8 protein-coding genes are annotated in these 18,836 nt (G+C 68.2%); 3 read left to right on the top strand and 5 right to left on the bottom strand.

The window, feature by feature from the left end; translation table 11 throughout:
- Window positions 1–41 precede the first annotated feature (41 nt).
- The 4 genes from ACIQCS_RS17345 to ACIQCS_RS17330 all read right to left on the bottom strand — a co-directional run bounded on the left by ACIQCS_RS17345 (window position 42) and on the right by ACIQCS_RS17330 (window position 3,599).
- Complete coding sequence (locus ACIQCS_RS17345; protein ID WP_345848088.1) at window positions 42–431, bottom strand: hypothetical protein; 390 nt, start codon at window positions 429–431, stop codon at window positions 42–44.
- On the bottom strand, window positions 424–831 hold the full coding sequence (locus ACIQCS_RS17340; protein ID WP_345848089.1) for a MerC domain-containing protein: 408 nt from the start codon (window positions 829–831) through the stop codon (window positions 424–426). The genes ACIQCS_RS17345 and ACIQCS_RS17340 overlap by 8 nt, the downstream gene beginning before the upstream one ends.
- A 63-nt stretch (window positions 832–894) precedes the next feature.
- Window positions 895–3,111 carry a TonB-dependent receptor gene (locus tag ACIQCS_RS17335; protein ID WP_345848090.1) on the bottom strand — a complete coding sequence of 739 codons (2,217 nt, stop codon included), beginning with the start codon at window positions 3,109–3,111 and terminating at the stop codon, window positions 895–897.
- Between the two features lie 95 nt (window positions 3,112–3,206).
- Window positions 3,207–3,599 (bottom strand): DUF2946 family protein, encoded by a 393-nt coding sequence (locus ACIQCS_RS17330; protein WP_345848092.1) that lies wholly within the window; start codon window positions 3,597–3,599, stop codon window positions 3,207–3,209.
- A gap of 553 nt (window positions 3,600–4,152) precedes the next feature.
- Between ACIQCS_RS17330 and ACIQCS_RS17325 the strand changes: the two genes are divergently transcribed.
- Together ACIQCS_RS17325 and ACIQCS_RS17320 are read left to right on the top strand one after the other, a co-directional pair.
- Window positions 4,153–5,115: a N(4)-(beta-N-acetylglucosaminyl)-L-asparaginase gene (locus tag ACIQCS_RS17325; protein WP_345848093.1), complete on the top strand. Its 963-nt coding sequence runs from the start codon at window positions 4,153–4,155 to the stop codon at window positions 5,113–5,115.
- A 28-nt stretch (window positions 5,116–5,143) separates the two neighbouring features.
- Window positions 5,144–8,161 (top strand): TonB-dependent receptor plug domain-containing protein, encoded by a 3,018-nt coding sequence (locus ACIQCS_RS17320; RefSeq protein ID WP_345848094.1) that lies wholly within the window; start codon window positions 5,144–5,146, stop codon window positions 8,159–8,161.
- A 321-nt stretch (window positions 8,162–8,482) separates the two neighbouring features.
- Here ACIQCS_RS17320 and ACIQCS_RS17315 read toward each other — a convergent pair whose 3' ends face one another.
- Window positions 8,483–9,307: a hypothetical protein gene (locus tag ACIQCS_RS17315; RefSeq protein ID WP_345848095.1), complete on the bottom strand. Its 825-nt coding sequence runs from the start codon at window positions 9,305–9,307 to the stop codon at window positions 8,483–8,485.
- A 349-nt stretch (window positions 9,308–9,656) separates the two neighbouring features.
- Here ACIQCS_RS17315 and ACIQCS_RS17310 point away from each other — a divergent pair.
- Window positions 9,657–18,836, top strand: a 9,180-nt coding sequence (locus tag ACIQCS_RS17310; protein ID WP_401531383.1) for an autotransporter-associated beta strand repeat-containing protein, incomplete at its 3' end; no start/stop codon positions are given.

Below are 18,836 nucleotides of genomic sequence, written 5' to 3'. Positions count from 1 at the left end.
GCCTTCGCGGGGATGACGGAAACAGATAGGAGCCCCCCAACCTAGGCGTGCTCCCCAGCACAGTCCGAACAGCGTCCCGGAAGCTCCGCGAAGATCCGGTGCGTCCGGAAGCCGGCGCGCCCGGCCGCCGCTTCCACCGCCGCCCGCACCGCTTCGCCCGGCGCCACCAGGATCGCGCCGCATTGCGTGCAGTGCAGGTAGAGCGGCTGGCCGCCATCCTCCCGCAGCAGATAGCCGCGCGCCAGCAGCAGCTTCTGCACCTTGCCGGCATCGACGAGCTGGCGCAGCGCCCGGAACACCAGGCTGGGCGCGGCCGGATCGCCGCCGTCCCGCAAGCGCTCGACCAGTTCCAGGCCGCCGAGCGGACCGGGAGCCCGTGCGAGCAGCGCGACGATCCGCTCGGCCAGCGCGCCCGCGCGGCGCCTAGCCATGGCGGTGGCCGCGGTGCCGCAGCCGCCAGTTGCCGATATGCGCCGCGGCAAGGCACAGGCTGCCGGCGACCGTCACCGGCGCCTCCGCCGCGCTCTCGGCGAAGACGAGCGCCGCGGCGGCCATCAGGGAGAGCCCGGCACCGCCCAGCGCCAGCATCTCCGGCTGGTCGTGCCGCCGATAGCCGCCGATCAGCGCCAGCGCCGAGCTGGGGACGGCGAAAGCAAGCAGCCAGAGGTGCAGCTGTTCGGGGATCGCCAGCGCCCGCGATAATGCGGGCAGCGCCGCGAGCAGCAGGGGCAGCCCGGCGCAATGAACCAGGCAAAGCAGGGACGCGCCGACCGCCGCGCGCTCGACCAGGTCGATCGCGCGGGTCCGGCCTGCGTGCGGATCGCAACGCATGCGGTATCTCCAAGCCGAAGGGACGGCCGGGCGGCGCGCGTTCGCGGCGCGCCACCCGCCGGATCAGAAGCCCAGCCGCAGCGTCGCCCGCAGGTCCCGGCCGGCCAGCGGCGCGAAATCCTTCAGGAAGCTCGAATGGCGCCGCGCATCGACGTCGAAGATGTTGTTGGCGCTCAGCGTCAGCGAGATCTTCCGGTTCTGCGCGAACGGCCGGATGCTCAGCGAGGCATTGGTGAGCGTATAGCCGGCGGTCGGCGTCTCGAACGCCGCGATCCGGTCCTGCGCCCAGACATGCTCGACCTCGACGCGCGCGGTCAGCCGGCTCGACTGCGCCTCGAGGCCGCCGAGCACGCGCAGCGGCGGGATCCGGGGCACCGGATCGCCATTGCCCTGGCTGGCATGGACATAGTCGCCCAGCAGGTCGAAGTTGATCGCATAGTCCCCGATCCGGGCCAGCCGCGCGGACAGGTCGCCCTCGAGCCCGTAATAGCGGGCCTTGACCTGCTGGAACTGGAAGCAGGGCAGGTCGACGGTGCGACCGCTCGGCAGCGCCGCCGCCTGGCAGACGCTCTGCGCGACCTGGTTCTCGGAGATATAGCCGTCGAACCAGTCATAATAGGCCGAGGCGTCGAAGCTGAACCCCTCCTTGTGGACGTGCAGCGTCGTCTCGAGGCCCCAGGACTTCTCCAGCCCGAAATTGGGATTGCCGAGCTCCCAGGCCTGGGTGCCCGCATGGCCGCCATTGGCGAACAGCTCCTCGCCCGAAGGCGCGCGCTCGGTCCGCGAAGCGTTGATGCCGATGCGCACGTCATCGGACAGGGCATAGGAGAGCCCCGCCGATCCCGAAAAGGCATCGAAGTTGCGCTTGGCATTGGGGAAGCGCAGGTCGCCCGCCGCCGGGTTCGACTGGAGGCTGCTATGCTCGTAGCGGATGCCGCCCTCCGCACGCAGCTTGCCGAAGTCGAGCTGCTGCAGCGTGAACAGGCCGATCTGGCTGGTATTGTTCTGCGGCAGGAAGGCTTCGTCCCCCACCACGTTGAAGTTGCGATGGTAATATTGCACGCCCGAGGCGCCCTGCCAGCCGCCGCGATTGGCCTGGACCAGCTCCAGCCGCCCCTCGAAGCCCTTGTTGTAGAAGGCGGTGCCGATCGAGCCGTCCTCCCCGAGCTCGAAATGGCGATAATTCGCATAGCCGGCGCGCGCACGGACCTTGTCGATGAAGCCGCCCCCGGTATCGACGTCGGCGCGGAAGTCGAAACGGTTCTGGAGCACGGAGAGGCGCGGTGCCTCCTGCTCCTCGCCCGAGGCGAGCGCATAGCGGATGGGCACGCCGTAAAGGCTGTCATAATGCGAATAGGACACGCCGATATTGGCGGTATCGCTGACATAGGCCAGGCCGGCGCCCGCGGTCCAGGTCTCGGCCTGGGTGTTGGGCAGCTTGCCCCGGAGCGCCGCGGTCTCGGCGAAATCGGGATCGTCGGGCGTGGTCGGCCCCGCCGCGGCGGCGAGCGCCTGCGCCCGGGCCGAGGGGCTCAGCACATAGCCGCCGATCTTCAGGTCGTCGCTCTTGGAATAGGAGCCGTCGGCGTGGAAGACGAAATGCCCGCCCAGCGCGACATCGCCCGAGCCGGCGATCGAACGCTCCTTCGCGGCCGAGCCATAGGTGGCGATCGCGTCCACGTCATAGCCGTTCTCGGGCAGCGCGCGCGGAATGCGCTTGTCGATCACATTGACGACGCCGCCGATCGCCGAGGAGCCGTAGAGCAGCACCGACGGGCCGCGCAGCACCTCAATGCGTTCGGCCAGCAGCGGATCGATGATCACCGCATGGTCGGCCGAGGTGTTCGAGACGTCGATCGAGCCGATCCCGTCGGTGAGCACGCGGACGCGCTCGCCCTGGAAGCCGCGCAGGATCGGCCGCGAGGCGCTGGGGCCGAAGGAAGTGGCCGAGACGCCGGGCTGCTTGGACAGCGTCTCGCCGATGCTCGGGCGCAGATCGCGGGTGAGCACTTCGCCCGAGACGACCGAGGTGCCGGCGAGCACGTCCCGCTCGCTGGTCGGCAGGATGCCGGTGACGACGATCTCGTTGCCCTTGTTGCCGGTGGTGCTCTGCCCATCCGGGCCGTCATCATTGGCGGGAGCGGGAGTGGCGGGATTGGCCGGAGTGGCCGGAGTGGCCGGAGTGGCCGGCGGATTGTTGCTGTCGGGGCCGGCGGCGTGCGCGGCGGCGGGGATGGCGAGCGCGAGCGTGGCCGCGCGCAGCAGGAACAGATGACGCATGGAAATAAGACTCCGAGAACCTTGGTTTTTCGCGGGAGGGACGAGGATGCCGGGCACGGCGCGGCATTGCGCCGCACCGGGACGGTCCGGATTCCCTAGGCCTGGAGCGATCGTGGCGGCGCCCGGCTGCGGACGGTTCGCGGAGGTTCGAAGAAGGAGAGTATGGGCAGGTGCACCGGCGCGGCGCGGAAGGCGACCGGGGCCGGCGCGGCAAGCGCGACCGGCGCGGGCAGCAGCACTGCCCCGATATTCGCCACTTCCCGGCAGATCGGGCAGTTCGCCGGGGAATCCGCGGGTGCCTGGCGATCCGTCGCCTTGCCGGCGCCGGCCGGGGCCAGCCCCGCCGCTTCCAGGGCGACGCCGCGATCGAAGTGATTGTGCGTCTGGACGACGGCACCCTGCCAGACGAACGCGAGGAGCAGGGCGCAGAGCAGCGCCCACCGCGTCGCGGTGCGCTGCCCGCCCCGCGGCGTCCTCGTTTCGCGCAAGCGATTCGGGCGACTGCCGTTCACGGCCGCCGCGATGCAACAAAGATGTTATGTTGTAAAGTCTCACCTGCTGAGGATCGGGACCCGACCGCGATGCAATGGGCACCTCACCTCGCCTGCGCGTGGTGACGGACCAAAGCGTCGGTCGCGTTCCGACCCCGGTCCGGGGCCCACACCCAATTTTTCGGTATCCCCGCCCGCGCGGGGACGGCCGGGATACTAGCGGCGATGACGGGGAAGAACGGGGGCGACGAGAGAGGACAATGGCTCCTCAATCTGGCACTTGGCCGGGAGACGCCGCTGTCGTAGCAGCCCCGCCCCGCACCGCCCCGGCGCGAGTGGCGTAATTTTGCAACTGCCGCGCGGGATGTTCGCGACACAGGACATCAGCAGTCTTTTTTTGGAATTGAAATAGATTTTCACCTATGACAGCTTGACTACAGTCAAGGGCATGGAATCGGTGCCCCGGCACGGCAAGGCCGCGGCCACGCGGCGGGTAACTGGGGTAATTTCATCGATGAGAACGTCTCGCCGCGGCGCCATGGCATTGGGAATGGGAGGCGCCGCCCTTGGCGCTGCCGCGCCCGCGCTCGCCCGCGACGCGGAACGCACGCTGATCCTGTCGACCTGGGATTTCGGCGCCGCCGCCAACGCCGCGGCCCATGCCCAGTGGCGCAGGAGCGGCAGCCTGCTCGACGCAGTCGAAGCCGGCGCCCGCATTCCGGAGGCCGATCCCGAGAACCATTCGGTCGGCCATGCCGGCTATCCCGATCGTGACGGGCATGTGACGCTCGACGCGATCATCATGGACGATCGCGGCAATGTCGGCGCGGTCGCCGCGCTCGAGGATTTCGCGCATCCGATCTCGGTGGCGCGTCGCGTGATGGAAAAGACGCCGCACACCTTCCTGGTCGGCGAAGGCGCGCACCAGTTCGCCGAGGCCGAGGGCTTCGACAAGGTCGCGATGCCGACGCCGGAGGCCGAGAAGGCATGGCGCGACTGGCTCCGGACCGCCCGGTACAAGCCGGTCGTCAATATCGAGAACCAGCGCGGCTCGGCGCTCGACCATGACACGATCGGCATGTTGTTCTGCGCGCCGGACGGGCGGCTGGCCGGCGCCTGCACCACTTCGGGCATGGCGTTCAAGCTGCGCGGCCGCGTCGGCGATTCGCCCCAGGCGGGATCGGGCCTGTTCGTCGAGGCCGGCGTCGGCGCCGCCACGGCCACCGGCGTGGGCGAGGAAGTCACCCGGATCGCCGGGTCGGCACGGGTGGTCGCGTCGATGCGCGCCGGCATGTCGCCCCAGGCCGCTTGCCGCGAGGCGGTACTCCACATCGCCAGGCTGCGCGGCGACGCCGTGCGCGACGTGCAGGTGGGGTTCCTCGCGATCGACCATCACGGCCGGATCGGCGCCTTCGCGCTTCAGCCCGGCTTCACCTTCGCCGCGACCGACCTTGCGGGGCGGACGCAGGTCCAGGCCGCCCAGAGCCTGAATAAGCCCGCAACGACCAAGTAACCGTATCGATTTCAAAAGGGGGGAAGTAATGAAGAAATTCAATGCATTGTTGCTGAGTTCGACATGTTTCGCGGTATTGCTCGCCGCACCGGCCATGGCGCAGGAAACCGTGCCGGACACTGCGGGGAGCGCCGCCACCGACGCCCGGGACGACGGCACCCTCGTCGTCACCGGCACCCGCATCGTTCGCCTGAACAACCGCTCGGCCGCGCCGATCGTCACCACCACCGCCGCCGAGATCGCCGCACAGGGCGCGACCACGATCGAGGAAGTGGTCAACCGCCTGCCGCAGGTGCAGGTCAATTCCGAGCAGAATTTCAGCGACTCCGAAGGCCGCCAGCGCATCAAGCTGCGCAGCCTGGGCTATGAGCGCACGCTGATGCTGATCGACGGGATGCGCATCGGCCTGCCCAACACGGTCGACGTCGGCATCATCCCGAACGCGCTGGTCGAGCGGGTCGACGTGCTGACCGGCGGCGCTTCCGCGGTCTATGGTTCGGATGCGGTCGCGGGCGTCGTGAACTTCATCCTGAAGAAGAATTTCAACGGCATCCACATCAACGGCAACTACAGCTTCTTCAACCACAACAACCGCTCCAGCGCGGTGACCGAGGCCGCGCAGCGGGCCGGGTTCAATTCCGCCAGCGGCATGAGCAACGACGGCGGCCGTGCCGATGTCAGCCTCGCCGCCGGCACCAACCTGTTCGACAACCGCGTCAACATCTCGGCTTTCGTCAATTATCGCCAGTCGAGCCTGGTTCGCTTGCGCGACCGCGCGAATGCCGTCTGCGAAGTGGTGACGACGAGCAACACCTCGCCGCTCTCCTGCTCGCGGGCGACCTACACCCCGGCCGGCACGATCATCCCGCGCGCCGGCGCCAGCAGCGGGACGGTGCTCGTCAACAACCCGAACGGCAACGGCACCTTCATTCCGATCAACAGCGGCCCGGTTGGCGCCTCGGCCAACCCCTATGACGACTGGGCGTTCCAGCGGGCGTTCAACCGCGTCAACGCGGGCGGCTTCCTGACCGCGCAGCTGACCGACCATATCGAGCTGTACGGCAACGCGCTGTGGTATCGGGACAAGTCGTACAACACGATGCTGAACCGCACCTATTCGTACAGCGTCTATGGCAACACGCCCTACCAGGTGAACTGCGACAACCCGTTCCTCTCGGCATCCCAGGCGCAGACCCTGTGCGGAGCGAATGCGGGCGTGGCGGGTCAGTATGCGCCGCTCGACGTGCGCTATCGCTTCGATTCGATGCCGCTGGTCCGCCAGCAGTTCATCAACTCGGGCTATCGCGTCGTCGCAGGCGTGCGTGGCCGCGTGCTGGACGATGTCTGGTCCTATGACGTGGCGGGCATGCTCTCGCGCGCGCAGCTCGACACCATCGACGTGCCGGCCGCGGAGTTCGCCACCGTCAACCGCTCGCTCGACGTGGTGAACGTCAACGGCCGCCCGACCTGCCGCTCGGTGGTCAACGGCACCGACAGGAACTGCGTGCCGTTCAACGCCTTCGCGCCGTTCAATAACGATACGGCGCTCAACAGCTATCTGTACGGCAACGCCTCTGGCGGCATCAGCACGCGCATTCCGCGCCTGCTGCAGTTCGTCGGCACCGTCAGCGGCGATCTCGGCAAATACGGCATCGCCTCGCCCCTCGCCGAACAGGGCATCGCGATCGCGCTGGGCGGCGAATATCGCGAGGAGATGGAACGCACCATCGTCAACCAGATCTACCAGGATAACAACGGCGGCACGAACCAGCGCGTCACCCAGAGCATCCTGGAGGGCTATGCCGAAATCCAGGTGCCGCTGGTCGAGAACAAGTCCTGGACCAAGCTGCTCCAGCTGAACGGCGGCTATCGCCTGTCCAAGTATAACCGCCTGGACAACAAGTTCGGCACCTGGAAGATCGAGGGCATCTGGTCGCCGGTCGAGGACATCAGCTTCCGTGCGTCGTTCAACAAGGCGCAGGCGGCACCGGGCGTCGGCACCGCCGCCAGCGCGTCCAACATCTTCTGGAACCAGGGCTTCTACGCGGACCCCTGCGCCCCCCGGATCGATGCGGCCAACCCCGGCGGACCGCGCATCGCCCCGGCCGCAACGCAGCAGCAATGCGCCAATACCGGTCTGCCGGCGAACCTCTATAACAGCCCCACGCTGATCTGCCCCGACGATCGCTGCTCCGTTCGCGAGGGTGGCTTCAACCTCACGCCGGAAACCGCCTACACCAAGACGTTCGGCGTAGTGTTCCGCCCGCGCTTCGTGCGGGGGCTGACCGTCTCGGTCGATCGCTGGCTGATCGACCTGAAGGACCAGCTCGACTTCCTCCAGCCGCAGAACCTGATCAACGACTGCCTCACCACCGGCAACGAGTATTTCTGCCGCGCCATCGTCCGCAATGCGGACGGCACGCTGTACAGTTCGCCGGCGACGCGTCCGGCCACCGGCTGGGTCGCGCGCGGCCCGGCGAACGGCTATCGCTCGCAGTCGCATGGCTGGGACTTCCAGGGGCAATATGACGTCGGCATGGGATCGGTCGGCCGCCTCGAGATGATCTTCAACGGCACGCTGATGACGCGGGTCGCCTCGCAGGCATCGCCCACCGCCACCTCGCGCAATTGCGTCGGCTATTGGGGCAATTCATGCGGTGAGAGCATGCCCAAATGGGCGCACCAGATGCGCGCCACCTGGGTCCTGCCGGAGCGCATCGCCAGCGTTTCGGTGAACTGGCGCCACCGCGCGGGCATGCCGCTCGACGTCTATGCGCCGGCCAGCACCGGTATCCCGACGGCGGCCCCCAGCCAGCTGCGGGACCAGTTCCCGGGCATCAAGGCCTATGACTGGTTCGATCTGGCGCTCACCTTCGACGTCACCAAGCAGATGACGTTCCGGCTTGCCGCGAACAACATCTTCGATCGCGATCCGCCGATCGTGCCGGACAGCCGTTCGCGCATCGGCCTGCTGCGCGGCAACACGATCATGGGCTATGATCTGCTTGGCCGGCAGATCGTCGCCGGTGTCTCGCTGCGCATGTAACCACGCGGTTGCCCTTCCCCCGGAGGCCAGGCCTCCGGGGGATCGGGCCACGGCGTTTTTTCCGTGACCCGCCTCCCCGCTCCGGCTCGGGACTTCCCGCCGGACGCACGGATGTGCCGGGGCGCAATCTTGCTTTCGGAATATTTTCCGCCGGCGTCCGGCGGAGCAGCCCAGGTCGCGATCGAGGAACGCGAAGCGCGCCGGCAGCCGGATGCGACAGCGGCTCCGTGCTCGCCGGCGGCGGACACGGCAGCCAGCTCCGCGAGCTGACCGATGCCGTCGGCAGCATTGATGTTGCCGTGGCTCAGGCCGCGGGCGGCCTCATAGCGACTGGGTCAGCAGCGAGACGAGATCGGTGGTCGCCAAGGAGTCCGCCGACCAATTCCTGAAATCCTCCACAAGTGCAGCGGTCGCGCGAACGCGCGTGCCCTGGCCCTCGCCTATCTCGACATAGCCGGCAACCGCGGCGTTGCGCAGAATGCCGCGAACATGCACGCGGGTAGTGGCGCTGCGCTCGGCTGCCAGCGAGTAGAAGCCGGGCTCAGTCCAACCGTCAGGATTGTCGCGCGCCGATTGCAGCAGCGTGGCCAGGATACGCGCACCGCCCGCCTGGTGCAGGAAGGAATCGACAGGCGGATGCTCGACCATCGTCTCACGGGCCATGGCGAGCGTTATCAGCGAGCGCGCCCGATAATAATGGTGATAGGCCCGGTCCTGCGAGACTGCCACTTGATACCGCGGCTCGTCGGGGAACATCAGTGCCAGGGGGGCGTGAAATACCGCCACCCACTCCCGATCGATCGCGAGCATCGCCTCGGTGGGGTGCAGCCGGTGCCGGCGCCGATCTTCCGCCATGGGCGTCTCGATCAGATGGCCGTCGGCACGCATCTCCTCGACATAGCGACGCACCCGGCGCGCCGGGCCGATCGCCATGATCTTGGCCAGTTCGACGAGCCTGGCGACCGTCAGCCAGGTCTCCGGATCCTCTTCCCGTTCGCCCGCGGCGATGCAGATCGCCAGCATGAAGGTGACCGCGCGCTTATATTCGGAAAGCTCGCGGATGAGCCGCCGATCCGCGCCGTACAGTGTGGCGAGACCGTCGATCAGGTTGGATACCGCCGCGTCGAACCGGGGGTGCCGCTTCAAATTGTCGGCAGTAGCATAAGGCGGCAGCGGCGGGGGTTGCGAGGCCATGGGCTTGTGGGGAATTCCGTGAGATCGAGCTGAAACTCAATTGTATTTACTGGAAAATTTCTCCCACGATAGCGAAATAGTACCAATTTGTTTCATTGAGCCATTTTGGAGCTTCCCCTAAGGAAAGCGCTCGTTTCAGGGGCGACGGGGGCACCATGCGAAAGACATTCCACACCGTCTGACATCGTCGACGGGTTGCCGGCGAATCTCCCAACCGAAGATCATTTGCCGCGTGTCGGGCCGTTCCCGTGCGCGCGGCTTCGCATATGCGCGCGTCAAGCGCCGAGCTGAGGGAATGAAGATGACCGTTCCGATCCTGCGCACGCCGCGCCGCGCCCGCAATCTCCTGCTCGCCTCGACTGCCCTGGTCGCCGCGGCCGCCGCGATGCCGGCCCATGCCCAGTCGACGGCCAGCCCGCGCCAGGGCGGCACGATCACCTATACCGGCGGCGCGATCACGGACACGACCAATCCCAATGGCGGCGTCCTCATCACCGACACCGGCAACGTCCTGCTCGACGGCGTCACCATCGCTACCGATACCCGGACCACCGGCAGTGTCGCCGCCTATGAGCAGCGCGCGGCGGCCGGAGCCGGGACCTCACTGACGCTGCGCGGGACCAATGCGATCGACGGCCGGATCGATGTCGGCAACCCGGACGCGCAGGCCCTGGCCGTCTCCGGCGACGGCAATGTGCGCGTGACGATCGAGAGCGGAAGCCGGACGAGCCTGACCAGCGAGCTCGGAATCTATCTGTCCTCGCAAACCGGGCAGGCGTCGCTGATCAACAACGGCCTGCTGAACATCGACAGCACGCTGAACCTGAGCGGCGCTTCGGGCGCGACCGCCGGCGGGATCCTCGCCAAGGGAGCAGGCGTCGATCTGCAGCTCGGCATGGTCGACATGACATCGGCCTATTCATCGGTCCTGGTGCGTCCGACCGGAGCCGGCGACGTCAACGTCACCACCACGGGCGGGACCATGGTCAATGGCGGCACCGGGATCTCCATCAACACGACCTATTCGGGCAATATAACCGTCGACAACCGGGCCGCGATCCTCGGCCCCCTTGGCAACTCCATCACCGCCACCACCTCTGGCGCCAGCGGGTCGATCGCGATCCGCACCAGCGGCACCGGAACGATCGACAATGAATATGGGCTCTCGATACCCTCCGCGGTGCGCGCATCGATCACCAACGCGGCGAACACGGGGTCGATCTCCATCGATATCAGCGCCGCGATCGGCAGCACCAACAACGAGCATGGCTATGCCATCAACGCGACGAACCAGGGCAGCGGCGGCGTCCGGATCGCCACCAGCGCCGCGATCTCGTCAATCTATCGCGGCATCGCCTTCAACGCCCAGTCGGGCGGGGTCAATACCGTGCAGATCGGCGGCGACGTCACAACCGGCTGGCACGCGGCGTACAATGCCGACGGCAGCTATACCGGGTTGTTCGACATATCCGTCGCCAGCGGGGTCGCGGTGCGCGGCAACACCCGCCAGGCCGGCTATGGCACCATCCTCATGCGCGGCGGCACGCTGGACAATGCCGGCACGATCAGCAACGGTGCCGAGGGCGCCCCGGGCAATGGCGCGACGATCGAGCAGCTGAGCACCTCGAACGAGGTCTTCTCGATCACCAACCGCACCGGAGGCACGATCAACGGCGGCAACCGGGCGATCCTCTTTGCGGGATCGGGCCTGCACGGCGCAACGCTCGAACAGGGCTCGACGACGATCGGTGACATCGTCAACGGCGGCACCGGCAATACCTCGATCATCGTCGCAGGAGATTTCCAGGGTTCGTTCGTCAGCACCGCCGGCGCCAGCGCCGACACGCTCACGCTCGAGGCCACCGGCTCGATCACCGGCAATGTCCAGTTCGGCGGCGGCGACGACCTGTTCCTCTGGCGAGGCGGCATCCTGAACGGGCTCGTCGACGGCGGCGCCGGCACCGACGCCTTTGTCAGCGACCTGGGCGCGGGCAACAGCAGGTCGATCGCCACCCTGACCGATTTCGAGAGCATCGAGCATCGGTCGGGCACGCTGACGTTCACCGGCACCCTTACGAGCCCGGTCACCGTGACGGGCGGTACGCTCGGAATTGCCGGCACCGGGGCGATTCTGGGCGGCGACTATCTGGCCATCAATGTGGTGGGCGCGGGCGCTTCGATCGAGAATCTCGGCACGGTCACCAATACCGGCACCGGCGGCGATGGTTATGGTTCGGCGATCGGCATCTTCGCGAGCAGCGGCACGACCGTCCTCACCAACGGCTCAGCCACGAACAGCGGCGCGGAGATCGCAGCAGTCAATTCGGCGATCAATCATATCGCCGGCGCCACGGGCGCGGTCATCGTCAACAATTACGGCCTGATCCACGGCTATACCGGAATCGAGAACCCCGCCACGTCGGGGGAATTGACGATCAACAACTACGCCGGCGGACGGATCCTCGGCGAAGGCATGAGCGGCTATGCGGCCGCGATCTCGCACGGAAGCGGCGAGTTGCTGACCGTGGCGAATGCCGGGACGATCACCGGCACGGACTATGGCATCAGCGCCATCGGCCCCGTCACGCTTTCCAACAGCGGCACGATCAGCGGGCTGTACGATGCCGGCATCAACCTGAACGGCAACATCACCCTGACCGCCAACAGCGGCACGATCAGCGGCGTGCCCTTCGGCATCTATTCCAACGGGACGACCGGCACCAATTCGATCACCAACGACGCCGGCGGTACGATCAGCGGCGACAACGGCATCGTGCTCGCTTCGGCGACGACGGTGGATAATGGCGGGACCATCTCCGGCGCCGGCACGGCCGGCACGGGCGTGCACCTGGCCCAGACCAGCATGGTGACGAACAGCGGCTCGATCATCGGCGGCAGCGGCGGCACCGGCGTCCATTTCGGCAATGGCGGCACCGTGGTCAACAATGCGGGCGCCAGCATCCGCAGCGGCGGCATCGGCATCAATGTGCTCGGCGCCGCGGCGACCATCACCAACGGCGGCACGATCTCCAGCGGCTCCGGCTATGCCGCCATCTATCTGGACATGGGCGGTTCGCTGACCAACAACAGCGGCGCGACGATCACCGGCGGCGGCGCCGGCATCGACGTTCGCGGCGCGGCAGGCACGATCGACAATCATGGTACGATCAACGCGGGCAACGCCGCGGGCATCATGCTCTCGGCCGGGGGCACCGCGACCAACCATGCGACGATCAACGCCACCGGCAACGCCAGCTCCGGCCTGCGCAGCACCGGCCTCGCGTCGACGCTCGACAATCGCGGCACGATCACTGCGAATATCGGCATAAGAACCGACGCCTCGGGATCGACGCTGAGCAATTCCGGCACGATCAACGCCACCAGCTTCGGCATCTACGTCCCCTCGGGCTCGGCGACCGTCTTCAACTCGGGCAGCGTCAACGGCTCGGTCGGCGCAACGATGAACGGTGGCGGCAGCATCACCAACACCGGTTCGCTGATCGGCGTGTCCTATGGCATCACTTCCGCCGGGGCCGCGACCACGGTGGTCAATGACGGCACCATCTCGGGCGGTTCGGGAGCGATCTCGCTGTCGACCTTCAACGACACCGTCACGCTCAATTCCGGTTCGACCACGATCGGCTCGATCAGCCTCGGCAACGGCAACGACACGATCAACATCATGACCGGCGCGACGTTCGGGACGCTTGCCGGCGGCAACGGCACCGATACGGTGGTGCTGGGCGGCCCGACCACGGGCACGCTGAACCTGGCGACCGTCACCAGCTTCGAGATCCTCGACAAGGTCGGCACCGGCACCTGGACGCTGAGCGGCGCGGCCGCGAGCCCGGCAATGGCGATCACCGCCGGCGACGGCACCCCGAGCGGCACGCTGGCCTTCAGCGGCACCGGGCTCACCGGCACGATCAAGGTCAACGGCGCGACGATCCGCGCGCTCGGCGCCGGCGCGTTCGGCACCGGCACGATCACCGCGATCGACCCGACGATCCAATTTGCCGCGACGGGCAGCTATGCGAACCAGATCATCCTGGCCTCGGTCGATCCGACAAACGATCCCACCCGCCTGGAAGCGGACACCGGCGTGGTCGCGACGCTAACCGGCCAGATCCTCGAACAGGGCACCGGCCAGCCGCTGGTGATCGGCGGCGCGGGCACGATCATACTCACCAACCAGAATAATTTCTGGAGCGGCGGCACGCGGATCCTGGCAGGCGCGACGCTTCAGGGAGCTGGAACCGCGCTGGGCAATGGCTACGGCGCCATCGCCAACGACGGCACGATCATATTCGACGAAACCGGCTCCTACTCGCAGATCGGCACGGTTTCCGGCAGCGGCGCCCTGGTCAAGCGCGGCATCGGCACGCTGGTGCTCGGCTCGGCCAACAGCTTCACCGGCACGACGACGATCGAGGCCGGCACGCTGTCGCTCTCGAGCACCGGCGCGCTGGACAGCAGCTCCGCCATCGCGCTGACCGGCGCGAGCGCAGTGCTCAACGCCGCCGGCCTCAATGCGGATGGCCTCGTCCTCAACAATCTGTCCGGCGTGGCGGGCAGCCGGGTGCTGCTGTCAAGCAAGAGCACGACATTGGCGAACAGCGCGAACACGATCTTCGCAGGCACGCTCGGCGGCACCCCGACATCGACGGGGGCGCTGACCAAGAGCGGCGCGGGCACGCTCACCCTCACGGGGGACAATAGCGACCTGCTGCTGCCGGTGCTGATCAACCAGGGCACCCTCGCCCTGTCCGGCGGCGGCACGCTCGCCAGCGCCAACTATGTCGCGGTGAACGGCGGCACCTTCGATATCTCCGGCATGAGCGGCGCAGGTGCATCGATCAAGGACTTGCGCGGCACCGGCGGATCGGTGGTCCTGGGCGACAAGCTGCTCACGATCACCGCGGCCGCCAATGGCAACAGCTTCGGCGGCGTGATCTCCGGCAATGGCGGCGTCACGCTCGCCGCCGGCGTCGCGACCCTCGCAGGCGCCAACACCCATTCGGGCACCACGACGATCGCCAGCGGCGCGCAGCTCAACCTGAGCGGCGCGGGATCGCTTGCCGGTTCGGACGTTGCGGCGAACGGCTTTTTCCAGCTGCTCAACGCGGATGCGAGCGTCCGCAGCTTCTCGGGCGGGGGTGGCTCCGCCTTCCTCAACGGCTACACGCTGACGATCGCCAATGGCGGCAGCTATGCCGGCCAGTTCAACAACGGCACGCTCAACCTGACCGGCGGCACGCTGACCCTGACCGGCAACAATTCGCTCAACACGATCGCGCTGAACGGCGGCAACCTCACGCTCGGGGATGGCGGCGCCAACGGCTACCTCTATGGCACGAACTTCGTGCTCGGCGACGGCACGTTGACGATCGACAAGTCCGACGACTGGACCGTCGCCAACATCAGCGGCGGCGCCGGCAATCTCGTCCAGGCGGGCTCGGGCATCCTCTCGCTGTGGAACAACAGCTATACCGGCTCCACGACCGTCAACAACGGACGGCTGCGCCTCTTCTACGGCAGCGCGATCGACGATGCATCAGCGCTGATCATCGGCGCGGCCGGCACCGCCGAGCTGTTCGGTTCCGACGAGACCATCGGCAGCCTTTCCGGCGCGGGCAGCTTCATCCTCAACGGCAACATGCTGACCATCAACAATGGCGGCATGTTCTCCGGCGTGATCGGCGACAGCAATGGCGGCACCCTCGTCATAGCCGGCGGCACGCTGACCCTCACCGGCGCCAATGCCAATGGCGCGACGACCATCGCGCAGGGCGCCGGCCTCACCCTCGGCAATGGCGGCACCGGCGGATCGGTGCGCGGCGCGATCACCGCGAACGGCACGCTCACCGTCAATCGTTCGGACAGCCTCTCGGTCACCGGCCTGGTCGGTGGCGGCAGCCTCGTCCAGGCGGGCAGCGGCACCACCCGCCTGGGCGGCGCGGCCGGCTTCACCGGCGCCGTCACCGTTACGGACGGCACCCTCACGCTCGACACCGGCCAGGTGCTGTCGAACGGCAGCGGCATCGCGCTTACCGGCGCGGGCGCGGTGCTCGACCTCACCGTGGCGGGCGGGACGATCAACACGCTCTCGGGCGTCTCCGGCGCCGTGGTCCGCTATGGCGATCATGGCATGCGCATCGTCCAGGGTGTCGACGCCATGTTCGCCGGCAGCTTCGACGATGCGGCGAGCGGCGCGATTTCCCCGGCGCCGGCGCTTACGCTCGCCGGCACCGCCAGGCTCATCCTCACCGGCCAGAGCGATCTGGCAGCGGTGCGCATCGACGGCGGGACGCTCGCGCTCGCCGGCAGCGGTTCGATCGGCGGCGGCGTGGCAATGACGATGGCCAGCGGCACGCTCGACCTGTCGGGCGTGACGGGCGCCGGCTACGCGATCGGCGGGCTCGCCGGCATCGGCACCGTGACGCTCGGCGACAAGAACCTGACCATCGGCAGCGCGGGCGCCGGATTCTCGGGCGTGATCCAAGGCAGTGGCGGGCTGCGCCTCACCGGCGGCGCGCTCACGCTCGGCGGCGTCAACACCTATACCGGCACCACCGTGATCGATGCCGGCGCGGGGCTCGCGCTGACGGGCAGCGGCACGATCGCCAGCCCGACCGTCACCGTGAACGGCATCTTCGACGTGTCTGGCGCAACCGGCGCGCTCTCCTTCACCAATTTCACCGGCACGGGCGACATCCGGCTCGGCAACGGCGTGCTCAGCATCGCCGGCAATGGCGGCGAGAGCGGCTTCGCCGGCACCATCACCCAGGCGGCGGGCTACAACAACGGCGCGGTGACGATCGCCTCGGGCCACCAGACCGTCACCACCGACTGGAGCTATGGCGGCATCACCACGCTGCTGAACGGTGCGGGCATGACCATCGGCGATGGCGGCGCCAATGGCTCGCTCAGCGGCGCGATCACGCTGAACGGCGGCACGCTGACCACCAACCGGACCGGCACCGTCCAGGTGAACGGTCTGTCGGGCGCCGGCACGCTGAAGATCGCGGGCCCGGGCACGACGAACCTTGCCGGCAGCGGAGTCTTCACCGGCAATGTGATCGTCGCCGACGGCACGCTTTCGCTGAGCGGGCCGAACCAGCTCCTCGCCGCGTCCTCGGTCGCGCTCACCGGCGCGAACGCGGTCCTCAACGTCGGCGCGGGCATCGGCGAGCGGATCAACAACCTGTCCGGCGTCGCGGGCAGCCGCGTCAATCTCGGGCCGAAGGGCCTGACCGTGAACAACAGCGCGGCGACTCTCTTCGCCGGCACCTTGCAGGAAGCGACCTTCCCGGGGAGCAGCGGCTTCATCAAAAATGGCGCCGGCACGCTGACGCTCACCGGCCAGAACATGCTTCGGGGCGTGACGGTGGAGGTCGGTACGCTGGCGCTTTCGGGCACCGGCACGCTCGGCGCCAATGCGGCCGTTTCCGTGGCCAGCGGCGCCACGCTCGACCTCTCGGGCGTGACGAGCGGCGCCACCGAGTTCGGCGGCCTGCGCGACGGCGGCACGGTCGAGCTCGGCGCCAACACGCTGACGCTCAACAGCCCCGACAACACCAGCTTCGACGGCGTCATCCGGGGCAGCGGCGGCCTGACCATCGCCTCGGGCTTCCAGATACTGACCGGCGCCAACACCTATACGGGCGACACGAACATCAACAGCGGCGCGACGCTGTTCCTCAACGGCGGCTCGCTTGCGAGCGGCACCGTCATCGCCGATGGCGCGCTCGCGATCGGAGGATGGAGCACTGCCCTCACCCGCCTCACCGGCGGCGGCACGGTCCGGCTCGTCTTCGCCGACCTTTCGCTCGGCGCCAGCGACTTTTCGGGCGGGATCTCGGGCCTGGGCAACCTTGCCTTTGCCAGCGGTACCAGCACGCTGCGCGGCGCGAACGACTATCTCGGCACCACCACGATCGACAGCGGCGCCACATTGGCGCTCGCCGGCGCCGGCACGATCGGCGGCGGCGCGCTGATCGCCCATGGCGCGTTCGACATTTCGGGTGCCGGCGCGGACATCGAGATCGCCAATCTTTCCGGCAACGGCACCGTGGCCCTTGGCGCCAACCGGCTGACGGTCGGCTGGGACGATGACGACAGCGACTTTGGCGGCGTGATCGGCGGCACCGGCGGCCTCACCAAGACGGGCACCGGCGTGCTGACCCTCTCGGGTGCCAACACCTATTCCGGCCTCACCCTGGTCGATGCCGGCACGCTGCGCCTCGGGGCCTCCGGGGTGCTTGCCGACGATTCGACGCTCGAGGTGCGCAACGGCGCGACGCTCGACCTGAACGGCTTCGACGAGACCGTCGCCAGCTTCACCATCGCGGGCAATCTGATCGGCAGCGGCACGCTGACTGCGGCGATCTACAATCTGCTCGGCGGCACGATCGACCATGATCTGGGCGCCGGCGCGGTCTATCAGCGCAGCGGCGTCACGCTGCTCAACGGCACGTCCGCCGGATCCGCTGTGCATGTCGAGGGCGGCATGCTCCAGCTCGGCGCGAACGAGCGGCTTGCCGATACTGCGATCGTGACGGTGCTCGCCGGCGCGACGCTGGATCTGCAAAGCCACGACGAGACCATCGGCAGCCTGGCGCTGGCCGGCACGCTCGGCGGCACCGGCACGCTGACCGCCGCCACCTACACGCTCGACGGCGCGACGGTTCTCGCCAATCTCGGCGCCGGCACGCTGATCCAGCATTCGGGTGTTTCCGACCTGAACGGCATTGCGGCCGCAAGCACCATCAACGTGACCGGCGGCACGCTGCGCCTTGGCGGGTCGGACCGCCTGTCCGATACGGCTCTGGTCGCTGTCGCCTCCGGTGCGGTGTTCGACGTGCAAGGCAATAGCGACACGATCGGCAGCCTGGCACTGGCCGGCACGCTCGGCGGCACCGGCGCGCTCACCGCGGCAACGACGACGCTGGACGGCGCGGTCGTGAACGCCAATCTCGGCACCGGCACGCTCGTCCAGCATTCGGGGACCTCGCTGCTTAGCGGATCCGCCGCGAGCGGCATCGTCCGGATCGACGGCGGCACGCTGAGGCTCGGCGCGAGCGATCGCCTCGCCGACAGCGCGGCGGTAACCGTGGCAGGCGGCGCCACGCTCGACCTCCAGGGCTTTGACGACGGCATCGGCAGCCTGGCACTGGCCGGCACGCTCGGCGGCACCGGCACGCTGACCGCGGCAACGACGACGCTGGACGGCGCGATCGTGAACGCCAATCTCGGCACCGGCACGCTCGTCCAGCATTCGGGGATCTCGCTGCTCGGCGGAACCGCCGCGAGCGGCATCGTCCGGATCGACGGCGGCACGCTGCGCCTGGGCGGCACGGATCGCCTTGCCGACGGCGCGGTGGTGACCGTGGCAGGCGGCGCCACGCTCGACCTCCAGGGCTTTGACGACGGCATCGGCAGCCTGGCACTGGCCGGCACGCTCGGCGGCACCGGCACGCTG

This window comes from Sphingomonas sp. NPDC092440, assembly GCF_044754985.1.
Taxonomy (GTDB): Bacteria; Pseudomonadota; Alphaproteobacteria; order Sphingomonadales; family Sphingomonadaceae; genus Sphingomonas.
The sequence above is the reverse complement of the archived record's forward strand: the minus strand, read 5'-3'. Positions and strand labels throughout refer to the sequence as shown.